Source organism: Planctomycetota bacterium (assembly GCA_035384565.1).
Lineage (GTDB): Bacteria > Planctomycetota > PUPC01 > DSUN01 > DSUN01 > DAOOIT01.
Window position 1 is genome coordinate 45,999 of record DAOOIT010000031.1, and the last position, 24,798, is coordinate 70,796.

General features: G+C 69.0%; 16 protein-coding genes. 11 read left to right on the forward strand and 5 right to left on the reverse strand.

Annotation, left to right across the window (positions count from 1 at the left end; genetic code table 11):
- Window positions 1-335: 335 nt before the first annotated feature.
- Together PLE19_12925 and PLE19_12930 are read left to right on the forward strand one after the other, a co-directional pair.
- Window positions 336-3,356: a polysaccharide lyase family protein gene (locus PLE19_12925; protein HPD15851.1), complete on the forward strand. Its 3,021-nt coding sequence runs from the start codon at window positions 336-338 to the stop codon at window positions 3,354-3,356.
- Window positions 3,357-3,442: 86 nt separating this feature from the next.
- A complete protein-coding gene (locus PLE19_12930) occupies window positions 3,443-4,501 on the forward strand; it encodes a GYF domain-containing protein (GenBank protein HPD15852.1) in 1,059 nt (352 codons plus the stop codon).
- 37 nt (window positions 4,502-4,538) lie between these two features.
- Here the strand turns inward: PLE19_12930 and PLE19_12935 are convergent, their stop codons facing one another.
- Both PLE19_12935 and rpmH read right to left on the reverse strand, forming a co-directional pair.
- Complete coding sequence (locus PLE19_12935; protein ID HPD15853.1) at window positions 4,539-5,405, reverse strand: metallophosphoesterase; 867 nt, start codon at window positions 5,403-5,405, stop codon at window positions 4,539-4,541.
- 3 nt (window positions 5,406-5,408) lie between these two features.
- Window positions 5,409-5,555, reverse strand: a complete 147-nt coding sequence (rpmH, locus tag PLE19_12940) for a 50S ribosomal protein L34 (protein ID HPD15854.1) — start codon at window positions 5,553-5,555, stop codon at window positions 5,409-5,411.
- Between the two features lie 141 nt (window positions 5,556-5,696).
- Between rpmH and PLE19_12945 the strand changes: the two genes are divergently transcribed.
- The 7 genes from PLE19_12945 (at window position 5,697) to PLE19_12975 (ending at window position 14,888) form a co-directional block, all read left to right on the forward strand.
- Complete coding sequence (locus PLE19_12945; protein HPD15855.1) at window positions 5,697-7,325, forward strand: peptide ABC transporter substrate-binding protein; 1,629 nt, start codon at window positions 5,697-5,699, stop codon at window positions 7,323-7,325.
- A gap of 4 nt (window positions 7,326-7,329) precedes the next feature.
- Window positions 7,330-8,247 carry an ABC transporter permease subunit gene (locus PLE19_12950; GenBank protein ID HPD15856.1) on the forward strand — a complete coding sequence of 306 codons (918 nt, stop codon included), beginning with the start codon at window positions 7,330-7,332 and terminating at the stop codon, window positions 8,245-8,247.
- Window positions 8,244-9,134 (forward strand): ABC transporter permease, encoded by an 891-nt coding sequence (locus tag PLE19_12955; protein HPD15857.1) that lies wholly within the window; start codon window positions 8,244-8,246, stop codon window positions 9,132-9,134. Before PLE19_12950 ends, PLE19_12955 begins: the two co-directional genes overlap by 4 nt.
- 79 nt (window positions 9,135-9,213) lie before the next feature.
- Window positions 9,214-9,990, forward strand: a complete 777-nt coding sequence (locus tag PLE19_12960) for a DUF72 domain-containing protein (GenBank protein ID HPD15858.1) — start codon at window positions 9,214-9,216, stop codon at window positions 9,988-9,990.
- A 617-nt stretch (window positions 9,991-10,607) separates the two neighbouring features.
- The gene (locus PLE19_12965; GenBank protein HPD15859.1) at window positions 10,608-10,838 is read left to right on the forward strand and encodes a type II toxin-antitoxin system prevent-host-death family antitoxin; all 231 of its coding nucleotides are present in this window, start codon (window positions 10,608-10,610) and stop codon (window positions 10,836-10,838) included.
- The gene (locus PLE19_12970) at window positions 10,838-11,260 is read left to right on the forward strand and encodes a type II toxin-antitoxin system VapC family toxin (GenBank protein HPD15860.1); all 423 of its coding nucleotides are present in this window, start codon (window positions 10,838-10,840) and stop codon (window positions 11,258-11,260) included. Before PLE19_12965 ends, PLE19_12970 begins: the two co-directional genes overlap by 1 nt.
- A 13-nt stretch (window positions 11,261-11,273) precedes the next feature.
- The gene (locus tag PLE19_12975) at window positions 11,274-14,888 is read left to right on the forward strand and encodes a hypothetical protein (GenBank protein HPD15861.1); all 3,615 of its coding nucleotides are present in this window, start codon (window positions 11,274-11,276) and stop codon (window positions 14,886-14,888) included.
- A 226-nt stretch (window positions 14,889-15,114) separates the two neighbouring features.
- Here PLE19_12975 and PLE19_12980 read toward each other — a convergent pair whose 3' ends face one another.
- Window positions 15,115-17,187 carry an acetylxylan esterase gene (locus tag PLE19_12980; protein HPD15862.1) on the reverse strand — a complete coding sequence of 691 codons (2,073 nt, stop codon included), beginning with the start codon at window positions 17,185-17,187 and terminating at the stop codon, window positions 15,115-15,117.
- A gap of 409 nt (window positions 17,188-17,596) precedes the next feature.
- On the opposite strand from PLE19_12980, the gene PLE19_12985 reads away from it, so the two are divergent.
- Window positions 17,597-21,163 carry a hypothetical protein gene (locus PLE19_12985; GenBank protein HPD15863.1) on the forward strand — a complete coding sequence of 1,189 codons (3,567 nt, stop codon included), beginning with the start codon at window positions 17,597-17,599 and terminating at the stop codon, window positions 21,161-21,163.
- A gap of 17 nt (window positions 21,164-21,180) precedes the next feature.
- Window positions 21,181-22,428, forward strand: coding sequence for a putative sugar nucleotidyl transferase (locus PLE19_12990; protein HPD15864.1), 1,248 nt, complete (start codon window positions 21,181-21,183; stop codon window positions 22,426-22,428).
- A gap of 145 nt (window positions 22,429-22,573) precedes the next feature.
- Here the strand turns inward: PLE19_12990 and mnmA are convergent, their stop codons facing one another.
- Both mnmA and nadA read right to left on the reverse strand, forming a co-directional pair.
- Window positions 22,574-23,662, reverse strand: coding sequence for a tRNA 2-thiouridine(34) synthase MnmA (gene mnmA, locus PLE19_12995; protein HPD15865.1), 1,089 nt, complete (start codon window positions 23,660-23,662; stop codon window positions 22,574-22,576).
- A gap of 89 nt (window positions 23,663-23,751) precedes the next feature.
- Entirely contained in the window at window positions 23,752-24,663 is a 912-nt protein-coding gene (nadA, locus tag PLE19_13000) for a quinolinate synthase NadA (GenBank protein ID HPD15866.1), read from the reverse strand.
- Window positions 24,664-24,798: the final 135 nt, after the last annotated feature.

Here is a 24,798-nt window from a genome sequence, read left to right on the forward strand (position 1 = left end):
ACCCGCCGTCGCGAGGTGATACAGCATGGCGCTTTGGCGATTTGAGGCCTTCTGTGGGCGTTATTGCCATGCTGTATCACTTTCTCCCTCTCGCAGGTGATATAGCATGAGCGCACGTTGCCCAAGCCCCACAGGCCCGCGTTCAGCGGCCGCGGGGGAGGCGTGGGCGATTTCCGCAGGCAGCTTCTGTTGCAGATTCCCGTAGCGACAAGCGTCCCGCTTGTCGAACGGATGAAGAGAGCCGCAAGCGGGAGAGTCGGCTTGACCCCGTCGCCCACGCAAGTAGAATGGGCAGTGGGGCTGGAACGGCGGGCCGGATATGATGGGATTCCTGCATGCGATGTGCGATGACGCTCGCGGCGGCGGTTCTTGCGGTCAGTGGCGCAGCGGCGGGCGGGCAGAGGGCAGATGCTCTCTTCACGATCGGCACGCCCGATGGTCTGGCGGTTGAGTTCGGCCTCGCCGACCGGCTGTGGCCCGACTACCTCAAGGTCTTCCCCAGACCCGTCGTCTACACCGTCGGCACGAGCCGCGTGGTGGACTGGCCCTATCTCCACCCCAGCAGCAACGACGGTTGGGCGGGGGGGCGGCCACACGTCTTCACCATTCAGTTCCAGGCCCAGGCGGCCCCCACGCAGCCGCTGTTCCTTCTGCTGGGTCTCGCGGATGCGCACCCCACCGAGCCGTCGCAGGTGGCGGTGACGGTGAATGACATCGCCCTGCCCGTGCAGCGTGCCCCCTGCGGCACGGGCGCGGCCGCGCAGGACCCCCGCGCGTGGGCCAAGCCTGCCACAATCGCCCTCGCAGTCCCGCAGGGCGCCGTTCGCCAGGGCCGCAACGCCATCAGCATCGGTCTCTCGGGCGGAAGCTGGGTCATCTACGACTACGTGATGCTCACGCCCGACGCCGCGCCGCCCAAGCTCGAGGAGGCGCCGGACACGCTCCTGGCCGATGCCCTGGCCGGGCCCATGAAGGGAGCCGAGGAGATCGTCTTCGCCGTCCGCCAGCGCGGCCGCGACGGGCACTGGTACGCCAACTTCGGCTACTACGCCGCCAACGACCGGCACGTGCTCTACGGCCCCGGCGGAAGGCTGTGCCGCCTCAACCTGCGCACGGGCGAACTCAAGGTGCTGCTCGACGACCCGCAGGGCGGGGTGCGCGACCCGCAGGTGCATTACGACGGCCGGACCATCCTGTTCTCCTACCGCAAGGGCGGCACACCCTACTACCTGCTCCACGAGATTCAGGCCGACGGCACCGGCCTGCGCCAGCTCACCGCCGGCCCCTACGACGACATCGAGCCCGCCTATCTGCCCGACGGCGGCATCGTGTTCGTCTCGAGCCGCTGCAACCGCTGGGTGAACTGCTGGCTCTCGCATGTCGCGGTGCTCTACCGCTGCGACGCCGACGGCGGCAACATCCGGCCCCTCTCCAGCAACAACGAGCACGACAACACCCCCTGGGTGCTCCCCGACGGCCGCATCCTCTACACCCGCTGGGAGTATGTGGACCGCAGCCAGGTGCACTACCACCACCTGTGGTTCGCCAACCCCGACGGCACGGGGCAGATGGTCTACTACGGCAACCAGCACGGCGGCACCACGATGATAGACGCCAAGCCCATCCCCGGCACGCAGAAGATCGTCGCGTCGTTCTCCCCCGGCCACGGCCAGAACGAGCACGATGGCGTGGTGACGATCGTGGACCCCGCCTCGGGGCCGGACGCGCGGCCCTTCGCGCGCGCCGTGAGCCGCGGCGCGCACTTCCGCGACCCCTACGCCTTCACCGAGGATTGCCTGCTCGTCGCCAGCCGACACGAGATTCTGCTGATGAACGGCCGGGGCCAGACGGCCCCCGTCTACTCCCTGCCCGAGGCCGACCGCAAGACGGGCCTCGAATGCCACGAGCCGCGCCCGCTGGCGCCCCGCCCCCGCGAGAGGGTCATCGCGCCCAGGGCGCATCCCGAGCGCCTCACGGGCCGGCTGGCGCTGGTCAATGTCAACCTCGGCCGAAACATGGCGGGCGTGCAACCCGGCGAGATCAAGAAGCTGCTCGTCCTCGAGACGCTGCCCAAGCCGATCAACTTCACGGGCGGCATGGAGCCGCTGAGCTACGGCGGCACCTTCACCCTCGAGCGCGTGCTCGGCACCGTGCCCGTCGAGCCCGACGGCTCGGCCTACATGGAACTGCCCGCGCTCCGCAGCCTCTTCTTCGTCGCGCTCGACGCCAACGACCTGTCGGTGAAGCGCATGCAGAGCTTCCTCACCGTGATGCCGGGCGAGACGACGAGCTGCGTGGGCTGCCACGAGAACCGCACCGAGGCCCCCCCGCCCGCCAACCTCCTCGCTCTGCGGCGCCCGCCGAGCCCGATCGAGCCCATCGCCGGCGTGCCCGACGTGCTGGACTTCCCGCGCGACGTGCAGCCGATTCTCGACAGGCATTGCACGAAGTGTCACGGCTACGAGAGGACCGAGGCGGGCGGCCCCCGCTCCGGCGGCGTCATCCTCACCGGCGACCGCGGCCCCATGTTCTCCCACAGCTACTTCACCCTCAGCGCCCTCCAGCAGTTCGCCGACGGGCGCAACCGCCCGCAGAGCAACTACCCGCCGCGCACCCTCGGCAGCTCGGCCAGCCCCTTGATGAAGAAGATCCTCGCCAAGCACCACGGCGCACAGCTTTCGCCCCACGAGCAGAAGATCGTGCGCCTGTGGATCGAAACGGGCGCACCCTACCCCGGCACCTACGCCGCGCTCGGCACCGGCATGATCGGCGGCTATGCCCAGAACAGCCTCGACCGCTCCGACACCCGCTGGCCGAGCATGAAGGCCGCGGCCGCCGTCCTCGCCCAGCGCTGCGCAGGCTGTCACCAGGGGAGCCTCGCCCTCCCCTCCTCCCCGAGCGACAACATGGGCATGCCGCCCTGGGAGATCCACTACGGCAGCCCGAAGCTGCGCTTCTCGCGCCACATCCTCTACAACCTCAGCCGCCCGGAGAAATCGCTGCTCCTCCTCGCCCCTCTCGCCGCCAACGCCGGCGGATACGGCCTCTGCAAGGACCCTGCGAAAGCCGACGAGTTGACGGGCGCGGCGCTCGCCGTGTTTGCCAATGCCCAGGACGCCGACTACCAGAAGCTCCTCACAGCCATCCGCGAGGCCAAGGCCCACCTCGAGACAATCAAGCGGTTCGACATGCCCGGCTTCGTCCCCCATCCAGCCTGGGTGCGCGAGATGAAACGCTACGGCGTCCTGCCCAACGACCTGCCCGCGGAAGCGCCGCTGGACCCCTACGTGGTCGAGCAGGCCTACTGGAAGTCGCTCTGGCACCGCCCACCCCCGACTCAGGCGAAGCCGCAATAGCGACGCAACTTCCCAGTTCACCTTGACATCCGCGCGGCCAGTCGGTAGAATCCCCGGGAGTGGGGAGCGCGGACCGGGGTGAGCACATGGCTCGTTCGATCAAGTGCCCGCACTGCGGGCAGGTCATGAAAGTCAGCGAGCAAGCCGCCGGCAAACGGGTGGACTGCCCCGCCTGCAAGAAGGCTTTCCTGGCGCCCAAAGCGCTGGCGACGCCGCCAACGCCCGCCGGAGGGCCGCCGCCTGCAACCACCCCCAACCGCGTCTGGTACGTGCATGTCGATGGGCGGAACGACGGGCCGCACACCGCCGACACCGTGGTCGAGCAGGTCAAGACGGGCCGCCTCGACGCGCATACGCTCGGGTGGCGCGAGGGCATGAAAGACTGGCAGCCCCTGGGCGAGATGCCCGAGTTCCAGGGGGCCTTCAGCGCGCCGCCGCCCGTCGGCAAGCCGCACGCGCACAAGCCGCGGGCCCAGGGCGCCGAGCAGGAGCCCCACGCACACTACCGCCCAGGCAGAACACGCCGAGACACGGCGATCGGGTTCTGGGTGGCAGGCGGGCTTGGCCTCGCCATTCTCGTCGCCATCCTGATCGTTGCCAACCGGCGCGAGGAGCCGCCGCCCCCGCGCCGCCCTGTGGTGGTCCAGCAACCCCTGCCTCCCGAGCCCACGGCCCCGACCACCTCGACGACGCCCGGGGTCAAAGTCATCCACGGCCCGCGCCCGCTCGAGCCCACCAAGGCCCCCGTCAAGGCCGAACTGAGCAACGCGAAACTCATGGCCAACCTGGTGGCCGACCTCGACAAGGGCTTCAAGGACGCCATCGCGGGCCACACCAAGGCGATGGCCAAGCCGATCTTCGCCCTGATCACGAAGTGCCGGAGCCACGCCGAGAAACTCGCGGCCCGCGACTGGGGCCCCTACAAGAGCGAGATGGAGACGCTGATTCGCCGCCTCAACGAGGCGGCCAGCGGCCTCGACGTGACGCTGAAGGAGCGAGCCGTGGCCTGGGGCCTCGGCGACGGCCTCGACGAGAAGAAGCGGGCGGAGATCCTCGAACTGAACCAGTACGACTGGCTCACGCGGTGGCAGAAGATCCTGGCGGATGAGGTCGAGAAGGTGCGGAAGAAGGGCATGGAGTTCTGAGCCGCCGGCGCGTCGCCGCCCCCGCCGACCTCACGGCCTACACCTCCAGAACCTCGAAGCGTTTCATGCGATACGTGCAGCCGACGTTGACGGCGCGCACGGCCCCCACCTCGCGCCGCTCGAGCGAGTGGCTGTGCCCGCACACGGCGTGGCGCACCTTCGGGCAACGCACGAGCGTCTGCCCGAGGCCCACACTGCCCATGAACGCGTTGCCGAAGGCCCACGTCGGGTCGTGCTTGCGCTGGAGCATCTCGGGGAACGGTATGTGGTGCGTGACGGCCACGACGGTGCGCGCCTGGGCCTCGACCGCTGCAAGCTGAGCCGCGAGCCGTTCGAGCGTGAGCTGATTGAAGGCGGGGTCGGTGAAGCCCCAGCGGATCATCGCGCCGTCCATCCAGCGCGAGTTGGCCCGCAGGCCGGCCGGGGCAATGTCGGCCGTGTCCGCAACCAGGCGGGCGAAGGCGGGATCGTGCAGGGCGTAGCCGGGAGCCACCTTGTGTTCGTAGAAGCGCAGCGGCACCCCGAGCCTGTCGTCGCGGAACGAGTAGTCGTACCAGCCGATGGTGCCCACAAAGGCCACGTCGCCGAGCACCCTCGGCCCGGCGTCGAGATCGTGAAAGCCGTAGGCGCGCGCCGCCTCCGGAATCAGGCGGTCGTAGAGGGCGAAGGAGTCGCCCTGGCGGGTCCACAGATCGTGGTTGCCGGCGACCAGCAGGCGCTCGCCGTGGAACGGCTCGAACAGGCGCAGGCAACGCTCGAGCAGCGCGAGGTCGTGGGCGAACGTGTCGCCGGCCAGGGCCAACACATCGCCGCCGGCGCGGCACATCTCCGCCGCCAGAGCGTCCACCCGCTCGCGGTGCTCGGGAAACTCGTAGTGCAGGTCGGCGGTGGCTAGAACGCGCACGGCCTAGTCGCGTCGCGTCGGCGCCAGGCGCTTGCAGCCCTTGCGGCGACGCCTGCTGAGGACCTTGCGGCCGCCGCGTGTCTTCATGCGCGCGCGGAAGCCCTTCTGGCGGACCCGGTGCAGCGTGCTCTCGCGTTGCTTGATCTTCATCTACGTCCCTAGCGCTGGTTATAAGCGTTTGACCTTCGCGAATGATGCTGTATTATACGAACCTGCGAGGCCGCTGTCAAACAGACCACGGGGGCCGAGGCATTGCGGAGACAGACGCCCAACCGCGCGCTGGGAACCTTCATGGCCGTCGCCGTCCTGGCGTTGCTGGGCGGCTGGGCCTCGCTGCTCCTGGCGCGGAGCCGCGAGGCCGCCCCTCCCCTGCCCCCGTATGAGGTGCCCACGGTTGCGCTCGACGAGCCGTTACCGCCGCCGCCCCCGGGCCGTCTCGCCGCTCGGCAGGTCTTGCGGCTCAACAACAGCGCCGAGCCCGCCACCCTCGACCCCGCGAAGATGACGGGGCTCCACGAGCTGAACATCGCCCTCGCGCTCTTCGAGGGCCTCACGACACTCCATCCCAGGACCCTCCGCCCCGTGCCCGGCGTGGCCGAGAGCTGGGACGTTTCGCCCGACGGCCGCCGCTATGTCTTCCGCCTTCGCCCGGCGCGCTGGAGCAATGGCGAGCCGCTGACGGCGGCCGACTTCGTCTGGTCGTGGCAGCGGGTGCTCGACCCCGCCACGCAGGCGAAGTATGCCTCGCTCCTCTACTGCCTGGAGGGCGCGCGCCCCGGCTCGGGGCCGCCCGGGTTCCGCGCCCTCGACGAGCGGACCCTCGCGGTGCGCCTGGAGGCGCCGATCCCCTACTTCCTCGAGCTTCTGGCGTTTGCCACCTTCGCCCCCGTGCCCCGGAGTTCCGTGGAGGCCCACCAGGAGCGGTGGACGCGTCCCGGCGCCCTCGTGTCCAATGGGCCCTTCATCCTCGCCGAATGGCGCCCATTCGAGCACATCCTGCTCAGGCGGAACCCGCACTACTGGGATGTCGGCCGCGTGGCGCTCGAGGAGATTGACGTGCTGGCCGTCAGCGATGCCGAGACGGCGCTCAAGAAGTGCCTGAACAATGAACTCGACTGGATTCGCGAGCTGCCCGGCGAGAAGGTGGCCGCGGCCGCGCGCCTGCCCGGCTTCCGCTACGCACCGCAACTGAACACGTACTTCTTCCGCTTCAACGTCGGCCGCCCGCCGCTCGACGACCGCCGCGTGCGGCAGGCGCTTAATCTCGCGGTGGACAAAGAGAGCATCGCCCGTTACCTCCTGCGGGCCGGCCAGCGGCCCGCCCGCAGCTTCGTGCCGCCCATCCTGCCGGGCTACACGCCGGCGGAAGGCCCCGCGTACGACCCCGAACAGGCCCGTCGCCTGCTCGCCGACGCGGGCTTTCCGGGCGGGCGCGGCTTCCCGCGTCTCGCGCTCCTCTACAACTCCAGCGGCTCGCACCAGCAGATCGCCGAGGCCATCCAGCACATGTGGAAGGCCGAACTCGGCATCCGCATCGCCCTGACCAATCAGGAGTGGGGCGTCTACCAGGCCTCCATGCAGAATCGAGACTACGACATCGCCCGCTCGTCCTGGGTTGCCGACTATGCCGACCCGAGCAGCTTCCTCGACTGCTTCACGACGGGCAGCGGCAACAACCGCACGGGCTGGAGCCACGCGGGCTACGACGAGCGGCTGGCTCTCGCCGCGCGCGAGACGGACCCGGCCCGCAGGATGGCCATCCTCCGCGAGGCCGAGCGGATTCTGGTCTGCGACGAAATGCCCATCCTGCCTCTCTACTTCTACGTCAACGCCTATGTCGTCCATCCCAGGGTGCGGGGCGTCTACGACAACTGGCGCAACTTCCACCCCTATCAATACGTCCATATTGCGGCGGATTGACCCCATGCTCGCCTTCGTGCTTCGACGCCTGGTTGCCTCCGCCGTCACGCTTCTGGCCATCGTGGTGCTGTCGTTCGCGCTGATGCGCGCCGTGCCCGGCGGGCCGTTCGACCAGGAGAAGCCGCTCGACCCCAGGATTCGCGAGCGTCTCGAGGCCAGCTACGGCCTCAACGACCCCATCGCAGTGCAGTGCCTGCGGTATGTGGGCAGGCTGCTTCGCGGGGACTTGGGGCCGTCGCTGCGGCGGCCCGATGCCTCGGTGAACGGCATTCTGGCCGCGGGCTTCCCGAAGTCGGCGCTCCTGGGCGGCACGGCGCTGCTCATCGCGCTTCTGGTGGGCGGCCTGGCGGGCGTTTACGCGGCGCTCCACCACAACACGATGCGCGATCACGCGGCCATGGGGCTGGTGATGATCGGCGTCTCCATTCCGAGCATGGTCCTCGCCCCGCTGCTCGTGAGCCTGTTCGCGCTCACGCTCCACTGGTTTCCCACGTCGGGCTGGGGCACGCTCGGCCACCTGGCGCTGCCCGCGACGGCTCTCGGCCTCGCCTACGCGGCCCGCATCGCGCGCCTCACGCGCGGCGGCATGCTGGAGGTGCTGCGGCAGGACTTCATCCGCACGGCCCGCGCCAAGGGGCTCTCGGAGGGGGCCGTCGTGCGCCGCCACGCGCTGCGGCTGGGGCTTGCGCCGCTGGTCTCCTATCTCGGGCCGGCGACGGCCAGCATCCTCACGGGCTCGTTCGTCATCGAGCAGATCTTCGCGATCCCGGGCATGGGCGCCCACTTCATCAACGCCGCAACCGACCGCGACTATCCCCTCGCTCTCGGCACCGTGCTCGTCTACAGCACGCTGCTGGTCGTCCTGAACCTCGTAGTGGATGTTGTCCAGGCCCTGCTCGACCCGAGGATCCGCCCCGAATGAGCACCGGCACGCCCCCACACGACGACGAACGCTCGGCATCCTGCGAGGGGATGTCCCCGGGCCGGCTGGCGTTGCGGCGCCTGCTGGCCAATCGGTTGGCCGCCGCCAGCGCGCTCTTCCTCGTCGCGCTCGGGCTGCTCGCCCTCGGCGCGCCGCTGCTGGCGCCGCGCCCCTACGACGCCGTGGAGTTGCCCGAGGCCCTCAAGCCTCCGTCGGCTGGCCATTGGCTGGGCACCGATGCGCTTGGCCGCGACCTCCTTTCGCGCCTCCTCTACGGCGCCCGCGTGTCGCTGGCCGTTGGCGTTGTGGCCACCGTGGTCAGCCTGGTCATCGGCGTCTCCTATGGCGCCATCGCCGGCTACGTGGGCGGGCGCACCGATAACCTGATGATGCGGTTCGTGGACGTGCTGTACGGCCTGCCGTTCATGTTCCTTGTCATTCTCATCGTGATGATCGCGGGGCGGAGCCTTCTGAACCTCTTCATCGCGTTGGGCGCGGTGCAGTGGCTCACCACGGCGCGGATCGTGCGGGGGCAGGTGATGTCGCTGAAGGAACGCGAATTCGTCGAGGCGGCCCGCGCGCTGGGCGCGGGACCGCTCCGCCTGATCTTCCGTCACATCGTGCCCAATCTCCTCGGCGTCGTCATTGTTTACGCCACACTGAACGTCCCCGCCGTCATGCTCCAAGAGGCGTTCCTGAGCTTCCTGGGCCTGGGCGTGGAGCACCCGATGCCCAGTTGGGGCACCCTGATGGCCGAGGGGGCCCGCTCGATGGAGGTCTGCCCCTGGCTCATGGTCTTTCCGGGCGTCACCTTCTCGCTCACGCTGCTGGCCCTCAACTTCCTCGGAGATGGCCTCCGCGACGCGCTCGACCCCCAAAGCCGCTGACGCCGAGTGTGCCGCCCAGAGCAATGCGCTATAATCTGGGGCGCCCGCGTCCCCCGCTTCCCCCTGGAGGATGCCTCCCGTGATCGCCGTCGGCACCTCGGGATATCAGTACTCGGACTGGAAGGGGCCCTTCTACCCCGACTCGGTGCCGAGGGGCGGCGAGCTGGAGTACTATGCGGAGCATTTCAACACGGTCGAGCTGAACTTCACGTACTACCGCATGCCCAGCTTCCGCACCATCGAGGCGATGGTGAAGAAGACGCCGCCCGGTTTCACCTTCTGGGTGAAGGCCAACGAGGCCACCACGCACCAGCAGGACCGTAGCGTGGCCGCGGCGTTCAACGAGGCGATGGCGCCGGCGCGCGAGGCGGGCCGCCTGGCGGGCGTGCTGTGCCAGTTTCCCTACTCCTTCCGCAACACCGAGCGCCACCGCGCCTATCTCGCGGCGCTGGCCGAGGACTTCCCCCACGACCCGCTGGTCGTGGAGTTCCGCAACGCCCAGTGGGCGAACCAGGCGGTCTTCAGCTTCCTGCGGGCCCACAGGCTGGGGTTCTGCTGCGTGGACGAGCCGGCCCTCCCCGGCCTGATGCCGCGCATCGCCGTCGCCACGGCCCCGACGGCCTACGTCCGCTTCCACAGCCGCGATGCCAGCAAGTGGTACGAGGGCGGCGGCAAGGAGCGCTACAACTACCGCTATCGCCGCGACGAACTCGAGGAATGGCTGCCCAAGATCCAGCAGCTCGACGCCGAAGCCGAGAACGTCTACATCTTCTTCAACAACTGCCACGCGGGGCACGCTGCCGTCAACGCCGAAGAGTTCAAGAAGCTCCTCGCTGACCTGGGGGTGATCAGGTGATGCCGCAGCGGGTGTGGGCAGGAATTGTGGGCACGGTGGTTCTCTCTGGCGCCGGAAGGGCTCGCATAGGGTAGCCCAGGGCAACGCCCTCATCTTCTCCCACACGTGAGGGCCTTGCAGCCCGCGAACGCGGGCGACCGGGCCGTAGCCCAGGGCGACCGAAGGGAGCCCTGGGACGGACGTCCCCGCCCGTCCAAGCCCCCGAAGGGGGCGTTTCACGCCTTGAATCGCCCCCCTTCGGGGGCTCCCCCCTGGGGCCGCCTCTCCCCAGGGCTCCCTTCGGTCGCCCTGGGCTACCCTCAAACGCCCTCTTCGGGGGCTAGACCCCGCCCCCCGGAAGATGTGGGCGAAGAGCAGGGCAACGCCCTGGGTTGAGTGGGATCCACGGGTCCAGCCTTGAAAGGGCGAGATGGAAGCTCTCTATTTCGCCCTTTCAGGGCTACGACCGGGGCGGTCTTGTTCCCAGGGCGCTGCCCTGGGCTATCCCATTTCGCTCCTTCGGGGCTCCCGCAGCCACCTACAATTCCGGCCCACACCCGCCGCAGCCCCCGCCTTGACATCGCCAGGGGAGCGTGTACACTGAAAGTGTAACCTTCAGGAGCGCGGCCGTGGCCTCCATGAACATCAAGGCAGCTCGCAAGCAGTTCAGCGACATTGTCCGCGCCGCGGAACGTGGTGAGACGGTGGTGCTCACCCGTCGCGGCAAGAGCGTGGCCCGCATCGCGCCCGCCGCAGAAGCAGGAGGCGCCCCGTTGCCCGACCTCCGAGCCTTCAGGGCCTCGATTGCGCGGAAGGGGCAACCGTTGTCTCGCACGGTCGTCGGCCTGCGCGACGAGGAACGCTACTGATGGCCTACCTCGACACAAGCCTGCTCGCGGCCTACTACTGCCCCGAGCCCCTGAGCACGGCGGTTCAGAAGGCCATCCTCGAGACAGCGAGCCCAACGATCAGCCCGCTCGTCGAGATCGAGTTCTGCTCCGCCGTCGCACTCAAGGTGCGAACGCGGGAGTTCGATGGCGCGACGGCCAACAAGGTTGTGTCCTTGTTCCGGCTTCACGTTACCGACCACCGCTACGCAATCGTACCCATCGAAGCCCGCGAATATGACCTGGCACGCGAGTGGATCGGGCGCTTCGCCGTGCCGCTCCGCGCGCTCGACGCGCTGCATCTGGCAGCCGCCTTCGCCAACGACCTGACGCTCCTCACCACGGACAAGCCCCTGGCCCGCTGCGCGCAGCAGTTCGGCGTCAAGCACCGCCTCATCTCCTGACGAGGGCGTTCCCGTGCCAAGTGTGCTCTCCGCCTTTGTGCTCGCCGCCTCTGCTTTCGGGGCAGTCCGAGCCGCTGAGGCGGCCACCCCAGCGGCCCCATCCTCAGACCCGCCGGCCATCGCCAGGCCGCTGCTGGCGTATTGGACGTTTGACGAGGACTCGGAGGCGGTCGTTCGCGACGCGAGCGGCAATGGCCAGGATGCTTCATCCCTGGGCGGCCAAGGCAGGTTTCCGCGTGTGGAGGGGGTCTATGGCTCTGCCGTCAACTTCTCCGGCCACCACATGCTCGGCGTGCCCGCCAAGCCTGACTTTGCGGCGGTGCGGAAGCTCTCGCTGAGCGCCTGGGTGCTGCCCGTGACCCTCGACAAGGAACGCTACCGCGAGATCTTCCGCAAGGAGGACGGCGACCAGCGCGTGCTCTTCTCGTTCCAGGAGTTCGGGCGGGTGCTGTCATTCGGGCTGAACGCCGGCGGCTACGCCGAGTGCGACGCGGCAATCACCCCCGCCCAACTGCTCGACGGCTCGTGGCATCACTGCGCGGCGACGTTCGACGGCAAGACGATGCGGGTCTACCTCGACGGCAAGGAGATCGGCGCGCTGGAACGCTCGGGCGCCCTGGCCGCGGGCGGCTCGGCCCCCGGCTGCATCGGTTCGTCCAACGGCGGCGAGTGTTACCAGGGCGCGATGGACGACCTTCGCATCTACAAAGACGCGCTGACCGCCGACGACGTGGCGACGCTCTACCGCCACGGCCTGAAGGCCCAGGAGAAGTTCCATCGCGACGCCGAAGCCGACCTTCAGGCGTTCTTCACCGCGGGCAAGACGTTCGCCGAAACGCTCGCCGCCTCGCGCCGCCGCTTCGCCGCCAGCGCCATCCCCGCCACGCCCAGGCTCCTCGCGGCTCTGCGGCTGCGGCTCAAGGCTGCCTTCCCCGGCGACTTCGACCGCTTCGTGGCCGCCACGGGGCTCAGTCCCGTGGACTACGTTGTGGCCAGGGGCAACAGCTTCAACCTCCGTGAGGCGGGCCGCCTCGTCGAGATGATGGTGGAGTACAAGCCCCTCACCGAAGCCCAGTGGAGAAGGCAGTCGCCCGCCGATCTCGCCCGCTGGAAGGAGGCCGAGGCCATCGAGCAGCGTTTCGAGGCCCTCAAGGCCCAAGGCGATGCCGCCGCCTTCGCGCCCGACTGGCTCGAGGTGATGCTGGAGGCGGCGAAGCGCGTGACGCTTCGCCCATACGTCCAGGAGGCCGTCGCCCCCTACGTCAAGCCCTCCACACCGGAGACACGGAACCCGACTCCGGATGAGGCACGCCAGGCACTGGAGCGCGACTGGCTTCACCAGGCCGACCACAACCCATCGCCCGAACGCATCGAGAGCGAGATTGCCTGGACTCGCGCGCTCGCCGACAGAATACAGAGAGAAGACCGCCTGAAGGCGGGACTAGATGCCCGAGCCGACTTCAGCGTGGAGCTGGGTGAACTTGAGAAAATCGAGAGGCAGCTCGCCGCGCCCAGCCGCGACGCCTATTTCAAGGTGCGCGAGATCAAGCGGCGCATTGCCTTCAAGAACCCCGTCGTAGACTTCACCAGGCTGCTCTTCGTAGACATGCCCTTCCCGCAGGGCTCCGAATGGCCCCACGAGACGCGCCACCGCCTCGGCTACATGGCCGTGCCCGGCGGCCGGCTGCTCATCCTCGACGGCCTCTCACCCGAAGGCAAGCTCACACAACTGATGCCACAGCCGCCCTTCCACGGCTCCTTCTGGCGACCCGACCTCTCCTGGGATGCCACGAGGGTGCTCTTCTGCTTCAAGCCCCACAACGAGAAGTCGTTCCATCTCTACGAGATCGGCGTAGACGGCTCGGGCCTGCGGCAACTGACGGACGGCCCCTACGACGACTTCGACCCGATCTACCTGCCCGATGGCGAGCACATCGTCTTCTCCACCACGCGAGGCCACACCTACGTCCGTTGCATGCCGCCCACCAACGCCTACGTGCTGGCCCGCTGCGACCGCGACGGGCGGAACATCTACCTCATCTCGGCCAACAACGAGCCCGACTACCTGCCCTCCGTGATGAACGACGGCCGCCTCGTCTACACCCGCTGGGAGTACACCGACAAGCCCCTCTGGCGCGCCCAGGGCCTCTGGACCGTGAACCCCGACGGCACCCACGTGAGCACGCTCTGGGGCAACCAGAGCGTGTGGCCCGACCTGCTGAAGGACGCCCGCAGCATCCCCGGCTCGCGCCGCGTGATGTTCACCGGCTCCGCCCACCACAACTGGTTCAGCGGCTCGGTGGGCATCATCACGCCGGGCGACGGCTTCAACTTCCCCGCCGGCCTCACCAAGGTGACCGCCGACGTCGCCTGGCCCGAATCGGGCAACGGCCCGATTGACCCCATCGAATCGCCCGACTACCACCGCAGCGGCACCTACAGCGCCTACTACTCGCCCCACCCTCTGAGCGAGCGAGACTTCCTCGTCTCGGCCAATCGAGGGGGGAAGTTCGTGCTCTACCTGATGGACACCGATGGCAACCGCGAACTGATCTACGAGGGCGTGAACAACGTGTTCCATGCCATCCCCCTCAAACCCCGTCCCCGGCCCCCGGTGATTGAAGATCGCGTCGAGTGGCCGACCCGCGAGGACCGCCTGTCGCCGAAGGATGGCGTGATCTACAGCGGCAACGTCTACAGCGGCGCTCCCGATGAACTGCGCGGCAAGGCCCGCTTCCTCCGCATCCTGAGCATTGACCACAAGACCTACACCTACTGGCACAAGCGCCCCTATCTCTCCACCGGGCCGGTCGTCTCCGCCGTGCAATCGGAAGGCGTCAAGCGCGTCCTCGGCACCGTGCCCATCGAGGCCGACGGCTCGGTGAGCTTCCACGCCCCGAGCGGCATTCCGCTGCACTTCCAACTGCTCGACGAGCGACAGCGGGCGCTCCAGACCATGCGCAGCTTCGTGAACGTCATGCCCGGCGAGCGCCGCGGCTGCCTCGGCTGCCACGAACTCCACAGCGTCGCACCCGAACCCTATGCCAGGACCGCCGCGATTCAGCGCCAGCCCAGCAGCATCACCCCGCCGCCCTGGGGCAGCGACACGGTGAGCTGGGACCGCTACGTCCGCCCCATCCTCGACAAGCATTGCGCGAAGTGCCACACGGGCGACGGCAAGGGCAAGGCGAAGGTGGACATGACGCCTCGCCCCGGCGGCCTGGGCTTCGACGAGACCTACTGGCTCTTCACTGGCCGCCCCGCCTGGGGCGCGGCCTACGCGCCCCCGAAGAACCCGCCGCCCGGCTTCGGCATCGCCGACATGCTCATGGTCGAGGGCTACGACCAGCGCGACCCGCGCGGCTACGAAACACCCCCGCCCATGACCCGCCTCTCCTACAAGAGCCGCCTCATTGACACCGCCTCCAGCGGCAAGCACAACGACGTGAGACTCCCGCCCGACGACCTCCTTCGCCTCATTCTGTGGGTGGACGCCATGTGCCCTTACCTCGGCGACGAGGAGGTGCGGGCGATAGACGACCCCGAGTTCCAGGGCGTAGACTGGCTGGCCATCCGCCCCCGCATCAAGACCGCCCCGCGCATCGTGCGACCAGGGCCGGTGGATTGACCTTGACCTCCCGCAGGTTCGGATACCTCCGGGAGGTCAGGCGCAGAGCTGCCGCGATGGTGAACACCGCGTCATGCCCGGCGTGTGGAGGCATCTCTCCTGCCTGAGAGCCCGACAGGAGAGACTCCTCGACTTCGCAAGGCTCCGCTCGGAATGACCGCTTCACAGGGCTTGCGCCGGGGAGGTAGCGTTGTCATGCTAGCCGCTATCGCGGAATCCGCCGCAGCTACAGCGCAACTGTCGAGACGACCAGATTCTCCTCGGCCTCGAAGAGCTGATAGACGCGCTGTGCCCAGGCATAGGCGGCCTCGGCTTCAGCCTGGGGCAGACGGCGCCGCATGTGGTCCACCGGACCCGCCAGGACCAGTCGTCGCGGGGCCACGCACGCGGCCACCTCGGGCAGGTCGCACACGGGCAGGATGCCGCTCACGAAGTCGGGCGGCCGCCAGGAATGGAACTCGTTCGTCGCCAGGGCGCGGTAGCTGACAAGGCCATTGCAGCAGACGGTCGTGGTGATCCGCTCGTCCAGTGCGGCGGCGAAGAGCGCGAGCAGCGCGCCGCTCCCCTGCCCCACGATGCTCAGGCGGGCGGGGTCCACCTCGGGCCGCTCGGCCAGCACGGCGATGGACCGCAATACGTCGTGGACCCGCCTGCCCACCAGGCTGTGGCCCAGCATGCCGTACTGGTAGAAGTGATAGCCGTCGGTGCCCATGAACGCGTAGTCGCGCGGGACAGCGCCGATGGAATGCGTCTCGCCGACGCCGCGCACGTCAATGGCGAGCACGACGTTCCCCTCGTTCGCCAGCATCTCGATGACGCCGGCGGGGCCGGCTTCGGCGTCCTTGCCCTGCTCGTGGACGTAGAGGATGCCGGGCCTGCGCTCAGGGTCTTTGTCGGGCACGAAGAGCAGCGCGGGAACCGTGATGCCGCGCTCGCTGCGGAACGTGAGCTGCTCGATGCCGCACTTGCCGCGGTAGAAGACGCCCACCTGGTCGCAGGGCGGCGCCCCCGGGCCGCTGGGGCAGTTGAGGAGCTCGCGCAGGCGCGAGCGGAGGCTGGTCTGCCACTCTTCGGCCTCGCCGCGGGTCGCCAGCTCGGGCGGCGGGGGCGGCAGCGTGAGGGCGCGGTCGCGGGTGAAGCAGAACACCGTGCGGCTGCCGAGGTTGTGCACCTGCCCGTCGGGCGCGCACCGGAGGTCCTCCTCCCGTTCGAGCGGCATGTCGGGCTCGCGGGTGTCGGCGCCGGGGTCGCCCAGCCAGAGCTGGAGCCACTGGCAGGCCGCCTCACGAAGGGGCTGGCTGAAGCCGTGCTCGCCTTCGGCCACGACGAGGTCGGCCATGCCCTCGGCCCCGAGAATGGCGTACATCCGCTTGACCTCGTCGAAGGCGCGCCGCGTGCCCTCGATGGGGAAGTAGTCGTGGCTGGCCGCGCCGATGCGCACGGCGCGCGGCGCCCCTGCGATGAGCAGGTCGCTGTGGTCAATGCCGCGCTCGATGGCGTGGTCCTGCACCTGCTCGGCATCGGCGATCATGCCCGTGGCGAGCCAGGCTTCGCGGCTGGTGATGTAGCAGACGGGCATCGCGGCGCGGAGGCGGTCGTCCAGGGCGAAGAGGTAGGCCGTGAGCGTGCCGCCGCCCGAGCAGCCGGTGCAGCCGAGGCGGGTCACGTCCACCTCGTCGCGAAGACACAGGTAGTCGAGGGCGCGGATCCCATCCCAGATGCGGTAGCTGGCCAGATTGACGCCCGTCAGCAGGCTCTGGGTGCCGGCGTACTCGTGCTCGGGGCAGCAGAGGCCCACGCGCGAGTCGCCCTTGAGGGCGTCCCAGTACTGGCTCCGTTCGCCCTGGCCGAGGGGGTCGTAGACGAGCACCGCGAAGCCGCCGGCCGCGAGCGCCTGGGCGAGTCTCTGGTACTCGGGGTACGCCTTGCCCTCCCGCGCGTGGCCGCAGGGCACGAGCACGGCGGGCGCCGCATCGCGGCGGCGCTCGGGCAGGTAAAGGTTGGCCGTGACGTAGAAGCAGGGGCGGCTCTCGAAGATCACCTTCTCGATCGTGTAGCCGCGCCGGAGGAGTCGCCCGAGGCGGCGCGGGTTCAGTGGCGTCCGCTCGGGCAAGCCTCCGATCAGTTGGGTGAACGTGTCGCGCACGTAGCGCTGGTGCTCGAGCACCTCGTCGGGCGTTTGCACCTTCTGCTTGCGGGCGCGCATCTGCTCGAAGAGCGGCGCGCCAAGAGCCAGAAGGTGTTCGAACACCATCGCAGAGAGGTCTCTGCTGCCAAGGACGCTGGAGGGTTCCGCCACGGCTGGTTCCTGCCAAGGGACTCGGGCTGGGGCCGACTGCCCTCCCATTATACCGAAGCCGCCCCCCGCTCCCAACTTCGGCGGAGGGTTCGCCCCAAGCATTGAACAAAGCCCCGCCCACGAGCGTCAGAGCCTGTAGGCGGCTGGCGGTTGGCCGCAACTGAGTGTATAATGTCGTCGGAGTAACGCCTCTGCTCAATCAACCGGGGACTCAGGCACGCACCTCAAATGGCGGGGCGGTTCGTAGTGCGGGCTTCAGCCCGTATCTGGCGTCCAGGATACGGCCTGAAGGCCGCACTGCGAACCCCTCCTTCGTTCGGGTGAAGTGTCCCCTGGCGAAGGTCGAGCCGCACACCTGGGAATGGAGATTTCGATGGGAAGGACAACACGTGGCGGCAGGACGAATTGGTTGCTTCTCCTGGCCCTTCTTCCGATGGCCCTGGTCGTTCTGACCGCCTGTGATGAGCTCCAGGGCTACCTCCCGCCGCCGCCGCAGCCGCCGCCCCCGCCCCCGACCGCTACACCGCCGCCTCCGCCGCCCGTTGTCGTGCAGCCGCCGCCCCCGGTGGTCGTCCAGCCGCCGGTCGTCGTGCAGCCGCCTCCGCCCCCTGTAGCGGACCAGCCTCCGATCCAGCCCCCCGAGGCCGGCCCGGTGTGGGTGGATACCATCAGCTTCGACCCGAACCAGGTGGCTCTTCAGGCTATAGGCGGGCGCTGGTTCCTGGCGACTCCCGACGTCACGCTGCTGGCCTTCGAGAACGACGAGGCAAGCGCCCGTCAGGCGCTCAATGTCATCCGCTTCTACCGGATGAACCAGCAGTGCTCGATCGGGCGGCCGATGCCTCTCCTCCAGTACTACCTGGTCAACGGCCAGCCCCCGATGGGGCCGATGCCCGGCGAAATGGCGCTGCCCCTCGACCCGGCCCGCCTCGATGTGGCTCAGGTGAACGACCGCTGGATGCTGGTGCAGGGAAACGTGTGGCTGCTGGACTTCGGCCTCGCGGAGATGGAGGCCCGCGCGGCGCTGGCCGTCGTCCGCAACTCGGGCTTCACACACATCTGCTTCGTCGGCCAGCCGCAGCCCCGGATGGTCTACTTCCGAGCCGGCGGAGCCGGCGCCCTGCTGCCGTTCGTGCAGGCGCGGCTCGTGGCCGAGCCGCCCTGTTACTCGGGCCCGTTGCCGGCGACCATCGGCTTCCGGGGCTGGATCACGGCCGCGCAGCCGTGCGACGTGCAGTACGCCTTCGTGCGCAGCGACGGCGGGGTGGGGCCGGCCCGCATGCTCCGCTTCCCGCAGGCGGGCGTGGCCGAAGTGACGACGGAACTGCCCGTGGCGCAGGAGTGCACGGGCTGGCTCGCGCTGCGCATCCTGTCGCCGGTCGTCACCCAGTCGGAGCAGGCCTTCTTCGAGGTGCGTCCGCCGGCGCGCCCGCTGGTGCAGGCGTCGCTCCTCGCGCAGCCGCCCGTGTACATCGGCCGCCTGCCTGCGCTCGTGCGCTTCTTCGGGCGCATCGCCGTCGGCCAGCCCTGCGACGTGCAGTACGCCTTCGTGCGCAGCAACGGCGCCATGGGGCCGGTGCAGACGCTCCGCTTCGTGCAACGCGGCGTGCAGCACGTCACCGACGACTGGGCGCTCCACCACGACTATGTCGGCTGGGCGGCCATCCGCATCCTGTCGCCCGTGGATTTCACCTCGGAGGTGGCGCCCTTCGAGGTGCGCTCGGGCGGGCACCGACGCATCCAGGTCAGCCTGACAGCGGATCCCGCCCTCTATGGCGGCCCGCTGCCGGCCCCGATTGACTTCCGCGGGATGATCGCCGTCAGCCACCCGTGCGAGGTGCAGTATCTTTTCGCGCGCAGCGACGGCTCGTTCAGCCCGGTCCAGCGGCTGCGCTTCGATCGGCCTGGCGCCCGCGAGGTGAGCACGCGCTGGCTGGTGAGCCGCGAGGGAACCGGCTGGATGACGTTGCGCGTGGTGGCGCCGGCGCCGGTGGAGTCCGAACAGGCCGCCTTCGAGGTGCGCCCGGCCGCGCAGCCCCACGTTCGGGCCACCCTCAGCGCCTTCCCCGAGGTGCACCCGGGGCCGCTCCCGGCCACGGTGCGCTTCCGCGGCACGATCTGGGCGGGCCAGCCGTGCGATGTGTCGTACGTCTTCGTGCGCAGCGACGGCCAGACCAGCCCGGTTCAGACTCTCCGGTTCCTTCAGCGTGGCGCCCGACAGGTCGAGGATTCCTGGACCCTTCAACGCGAGTATGTGGGCTGGGCGGCCCTTCGCATCCTGGCGCCGGTCCAGACCGACTCGCCACAGGCCGCGTTCGCGGTGAAGCCGCAGGGCCCACCGCCGCTGGCGATCGAGGCCACGCTGCAAGCCGTGCCGCCCTTGTACAAGGGCCCCATCCCCGGCGTCATCGCCTTCCGGGGCACGATCCGGGCGACGCAGCCGTGCGACGTGCGGTACGTTTTCGTCTACAGCGACGGCACACAGAGCGCGCCGCGCGTGGTGCGCTTCGCCCGGCCGGGCGAGCAGCAGGTCGAGGAGACCCGCCAGTTCCTCGTGGACGCTAAGGGCTGGGCGGTGCTGAAGGTGCTGGCCCCGATCGCCGTCGCGTCGCCGCAGACGCCGTTCGAGGCCAACGTGAAGCATGAGATGAAGCTCCATGCCCAAGTGAAGGTGGAGCCCCCGAAGTACCGCGGCCTCGCCCCCGCGAAGCTGCGCTTCCTCGGCACCCTCCACGCGAACCAGGCGTGCGATGTGCGCTACACCTTCGTCTACAGCGACGGCACGCAGAGCCCGCCCCGCGTCGCCCGCTTCGCAAAGGAGGGCAACCAGGACGTCGAGGACACCCGCCAGTTCACGGCCAGCGGGCGCGGCTGGGCGATGCTGCGCATCCTGGCCCCTGTTGCGGCCGAGAGCGACCGGGCCGACTATGAGGTGGGCATTGTGGAGCTTCCGGCGCTCGAGGTGCGGGTCGACCTCAAAGCGAATCCCACAAAGTACAAGGGCGACCCGCCCGCCGCCATCCGCCTCAAGGGCACCATCCGCGTGAACCAGGCCTGCGAGGTCCGCTACACCTTCGAGCGCAGCGACGGCCAGCGCGTGCTGCCCAGAACGCTGCGGTTCGACAAGGCAGGCTCCGAGGACGTGGCTCTGGACCTCCGCATCGCAACGGAGGGAGCGGGCTGGGCCACGCTCAAGGTGCTCGCCCCGGTGGCCGTGGAGTCCGACCGCGCGGACTTCCAGGTCGAGTTCCCGAAGCCCAAGGAGAAGGAGAAGCCGAAAGAGAAAGAGAAGGTGAAGGTCTCAGTGAGTCTCGAGGCCGACCCGCCCAAGTATCAGGGCCCGGGCCCGGCCGACGTGCAGTTCAAGGGCACGATCCGCGTGGACCAGCCTTGCGTGGTGCAGTACGCGTTCGTGCGCAGCGACGGGGGCCAGACGCCGCCCAGGATGCTGCGCTTCGACGAGGCGGGCGAGAAGGCGGTCGAGCTGCCCCTTCGATTCACGCAGGACGCCCGCGGCTGGGTGCAGCTCCGCGTGCTCGCGCCCGAGCGCGAAGAGTCGAAGAGGGCCGACTACGCGGTGGACATCCAGGCGCCCGACAAGCCGAAGGAGAAGGAGAAGCCAAAGGACAAGGAGCCGCCCAAGGCCAAGGACGAGCCGGAGCCCGAGGCGGTCAACGTCCAGGCGACTCTGACGGCCGAGCCGGCCAAGTACGCCGGCAAGCTCCCGGTCACCATCAAGCTCAAGGGCAACATCCGCGTCAGCGGGCCGTGCCGGCTCACCTACGTCTTCGTCCAGAGCGACGGCACGGTGTCGAAGGAGTACTCCATCCGCTTCAACAAGGCGGACGACAAGGACGTTTCGGACAACTGGAAGGTGGAGCAGGAGATGGCCGGCTGGGCCATGATCCGCGTCCTCGAGCCGGTCAAGGCCGAGTCGAACCGCGCGGCGTTCGAGGTCAAGCGCGCGGGCAAGTAGCGCCACAGGAGAGCGGAATGGCTGCGATCTGCGTGTTCGAGGACGATCGCTGGAGCGATCTTCTCCCACTCGTCTACTGCCGCCCCGCCTGCGAGCTGCGCTGCGGCATCAGCAGCCTGCTCGAGAAGATGCAGCGGGCCTATCCGGGGCACAGGTTCGCCCTCTTCGTCCGCGACTACCTGGCCGCCACGCTCCGCGAGCGTTCGCCCCTGCCCGTCAACGACTTGCCGGCCGACCAGGACGTGTTGTTCCTCAACGGCCGCCTGCTGATGGAGAAGGCCATCCCGGTGGACGGCCCCGAGGAGCTCGGCCTGTGCGAGGGGAGCCTGGCTTACGCGCGGCTCCGAGCCAGGACCGCAGCCGCCCTCACCCCGCGTCACTTCCTCGACGGGGCCGTGGCCAAGGCCCTGCCCCACACCACACGGCACGTCGAGCACAGGGCCACGCTGCTGCGCTACTACTGGGAGATCATCAACCGCAATGAGCCCGAGCTGAAGCGGGACTTCAGGGACCTGGCCCCCGCGGGCGAGATTCGCGGCAGGGTCTGCGACGGCGTTTACGTGCTCGGCAAGGAGAACGTCTTCATCGGCGAAGGGGCCGTGGTGAAGCCCTGCTGCGTGATTGACGCCGAGGAGGGCCCCGTCTACATCGCCGAGGGCGTGAAGGTGATGCCCAATTCGTGCATCCAGGGGCCCGCCTACATCGGCCCGCACTCCACCATCCAGATGGCCGCGCGCCTGCGCGAGGGCGCCAACATCGGCGAGGTGTGCAAGGTGGGCGGCGAGATCGAGAACTCGATCGTCCACAGCTACTCGAACAAGCAGCACGACGGCTTTCTCGGCCACGCCTACATCGGCCAGTGGGTGAACCTGGCCGCCGACACGATCAACAGCGACCTGAAGAACACCTACGGCACCGTGCGCGTGCAACTGCCGCACAAGCTGGTCGAGACCGGCTCGATGTTCGTCGGCCTCGCGATGGGCGACCACTCCAAGTCGGCCATCGCCTCCACGTTCCTCACGGGCAGCGTCATCGGCTTCTGCTGCAACGTCCTCACCAGCGGGTTTCCGCCGAAGTTCCTCGCCTCGTTCTCGTGGCTCACCGACTCGGGCTGTTCGCCCTACTCCCCGGCCCTGGCGGTCGAGGTGGCCCGCCGCGTGCTCGCCCGCCGCAAGAAGCAGGTCACCGAGGCCGACGCCGCCCTGCTCCACACGCTCTACGACCTCACCCAGCCCGAACGCGACATCCAGGGCATGGAGCAATAGGAGACGGGGAGAACCTTTCTGGAAAGAAAGGCTTCTCCCCGCCCCCCTCTCCAGAGACCTCTCTACACTGCGAGACTCTTTGGGAAGGAGGGGGACGCGGGGGAGGAGGCCCTTTCTGCGAGAAAGGGCCTCCTCCCTCGCAATGTCATCCATCAATCCAGCCGCCGCCCAGCACGATGTCATCCTCGTAGAAGACGGCGGCCTGGCCCGGGCTCACGCCGGTCTCGGGCGTGTGAAACGTCACACGGGCCCCGCTGTCCGCTGTCGGCTCGATGGTCGCAGGGGCGGGCTGGTGGTTGTAGCGAATCTGCACCGTGCCCTCGACCCGCGCCGGCGGCTCGGCGAAGGCCATCCAGTTCACCTGCGACACGCGCATCGTGTTGCGTTGGAGTTCCTCGCGTGTGCCGATGACGACGGCGTTCGCCTGGCGGTCAATGCGCACCACGTAGCGGGGCGAGCCGAGCGCCACGCCGAGGCCCTGCCGCTGGCCGATGGTGAAGAGCTGGCAGCCGGGGTGTCGGCCCAGCACGCAGCCCGCCGTGTCGAGGATCGGGCCGGGCTGGATGCGGTCGCCCAGCCGCTCGCGCAGCAGCCGACGGTAGTCGCGGCTGGGGATGAAGCAGATGTCCTGGCTCTCCTCGCGTTCCACGGCGGGGACGCCGAGTTGGGCCGCCATCTGGCGCACCTCGGTCTTGCAGAGGTCCCCCAGCGGGAACAGGCAGCGGGCGAGTTGCCCCTGCGTGAGGCCGAAGAGCACGTAGGACTGCTCCTTCGCAGGGTCGGCGCCGCGCCGCACCACGAGGCGGCCGTCGCGGCGGGCGAGGCGCACGTAGTGGCCCGTGGCGAACGCCTCCGCGCCCAGCGCCAGGCCGCGGCGGAGGAGCCGGCCGAATTTGTTCCAGCGGTTGCACACCACGCACGGGTTCGGCGTGCGGCCGGCATCGTACTCTGAGCACAGATAGGCGATGAGCGCCTCGCGCTCCGCGGCGAAGTCCACCATCTCGATCGGCACGCCGAGCGACTTCGCCACGTGGGTCACGTAGCAGCCGTGGCCCTGGGGGCAGCACAGGTCCTCGGGGCGGACGCCCAGGGCCTCCGCCACTCGCGCCGCCTCGGACGGAGCGACGCACACGAGCCGCATGTGGAGGCCGATCACCTCGTGGCCCGCCTGCTTCAGCAGCGCGACCACGGTGCTGGAATCCACCCCCCCGCTCATCGCCACCGCAATCTTCATGGGCGACAGACGCGACGCGTGATACGTGATGCGTGAGGAGGCAGGGAAATGTGCGCTCCGCCCTCTCCTCACGCATCGCGCATCGCGCGTCACGCAATCTCCAACATCCGTTGAATCGCCCTTCTCGCCGGCCCGGCCACCTCGGGCGCCACCGTGACGCGGTACTCCATATCCTCGAGCGCCCAGACCATCTTCTCCAGCGTGTTCAGCTTCATGTTCGGGCAATCGGCCAGCGGCGACACGGGCAGGAAGGTCTTCTCCGGGCTGTCCTTGCGCAGGCGATGAAGGAGGCCGATCTCGGTGCCCACGAGGATCGTCTTCGCCGGCGTCCTCCTGCACCACTCGATCATGCCCGACGTGCTGGCCACCTTGTCGGCCAGGGCCACCACGTCGCTCGTGCACTCGGGATGGCAGACGAAGACGGCGTCAGGGTGCTCCGCCCTGAGGGCCTGCACGTCCCTCGCCAGGATGTGGTGGTGCGTGGGGCAATAGCCCGGCCACAGGATCATCGGGCGGCGGAGCTGGCTCGCCACATAGCTGCCCAGGCTCTGGTCGGGCACGAACAGCACCTCGCGCTCGCGCGGGATCGAGGCCACGACCTTCACGGCATTGGCCGACGTGCAGCAGACGTCCGTCATCGCCTTGATGGCGGCCGACGAGTTCACGTAGGTCACCACCACGGCCTCGGGGTGTTGCGCCTTCAGCGCGGCCAGCTCGCGCGGCGTCACCATGTTCGCCATCGGGCAGCCCGCGTTGGGGTCGGGGATGAGCACGGTCTTCTCGGGGCAGAGGATCGCGGCGGTTTCGGCCATGAAGTGCACGCCGCAGAACAGGATCACCTCGGCCGATGTCGCTGCCGCCTGCTGCGAGAGGCCCAGCGAGTCGCCCGTATAGTCGGCCGCGTCCTGCACCTCGGGCCGCTGGTAGTTGTGCGCCAGGATCACGGCGTTCCGCTGCCGCTTCAGCTCCTCCAGCCGCGCCAAGAGCCTGTCGTTGGCCATCTCGCCGCTCCTTGCCTGAGTGAACCCTCTCTGGGCGCATTATACCAGACGCTCGGCACCCCGGCCAACCGCTGCTGACACCGCGGGCGTGGGCCGGAATCGTGGGTGGCTGCGGGAGCTCCGAAGGAGCGAAAT

Excerpts from the sequence above, each read along its gene's own strand:
- PLE19_12950 (HPD15856.1), top strand. The coding sequence starts at position 7,330 with ATGCTCGCCTTCGTGCTTCGACGCCTGGTTGCCTCCGCCGTCACGCTT.
- PLE19_12925 (HPD15851.1), top strand. The coding sequence starts at position 336 with ATGCGATGTGCGATGACGCTCGCGGCGGCGGTTCTTGCGGTCAGTGGC.
- PLE19_12970 (HPD15860.1), top strand. The coding sequence starts at position 10,838 with ATGGCCTACCTCGACACAAGCCTGCTCGCGGCCTACTACTGCCCCGAG.
- PLE19_12955 (HPD15857.1), top strand. The coding sequence starts at position 8,244 with ATGAGCACCGGCACGCCCCCACACGACGACGAACGCTCGGCATCCTGC.
- nadA (HPD15866.1), bottom strand. The coding sequence starts at position 24,663 with ATGGCCAACGACAGGCTCTTGGCGCGGCTGGAGGAGCTGAAGCGGCAG.
- PLE19_12990 (HPD15864.1), top strand. The coding sequence starts at position 21,181 with ATGGCTGCGATCTGCGTGTTCGAGGACGATCGCTGGAGCGATCTTCTC.
- PLE19_12965 (HPD15859.1), top strand. The coding sequence starts at position 10,608 with ATGAACATCAAGGCAGCTCGCAAGCAGTTCAGCGACATTGTCCGCGCC.
- mnmA (HPD15865.1), bottom strand. The coding sequence starts at position 23,662 with ATGAAGATTGCGGTGGCGATGAGCGGGGGGGTGGATTCCAGCACCGTG.
- rpmH (HPD15854.1), bottom strand. The coding sequence starts at position 5,555 with ATGAAGATCAAGCAACGCGAGAGCACGCTGCACCGGGTCCGCCAGAAG.
- PLE19_12930 (HPD15852.1), top strand. The coding sequence starts at position 3,443 with ATGGCTCGTTCGATCAAGTGCCCGCACTGCGGGCAGGTCATGAAAGTC.
- PLE19_12945 (HPD15855.1), top strand. The coding sequence starts at position 5,697 with ATGGCCGTCGCCGTCCTGGCGTTGCTGGGCGGCTGGGCCTCGCTGCTC.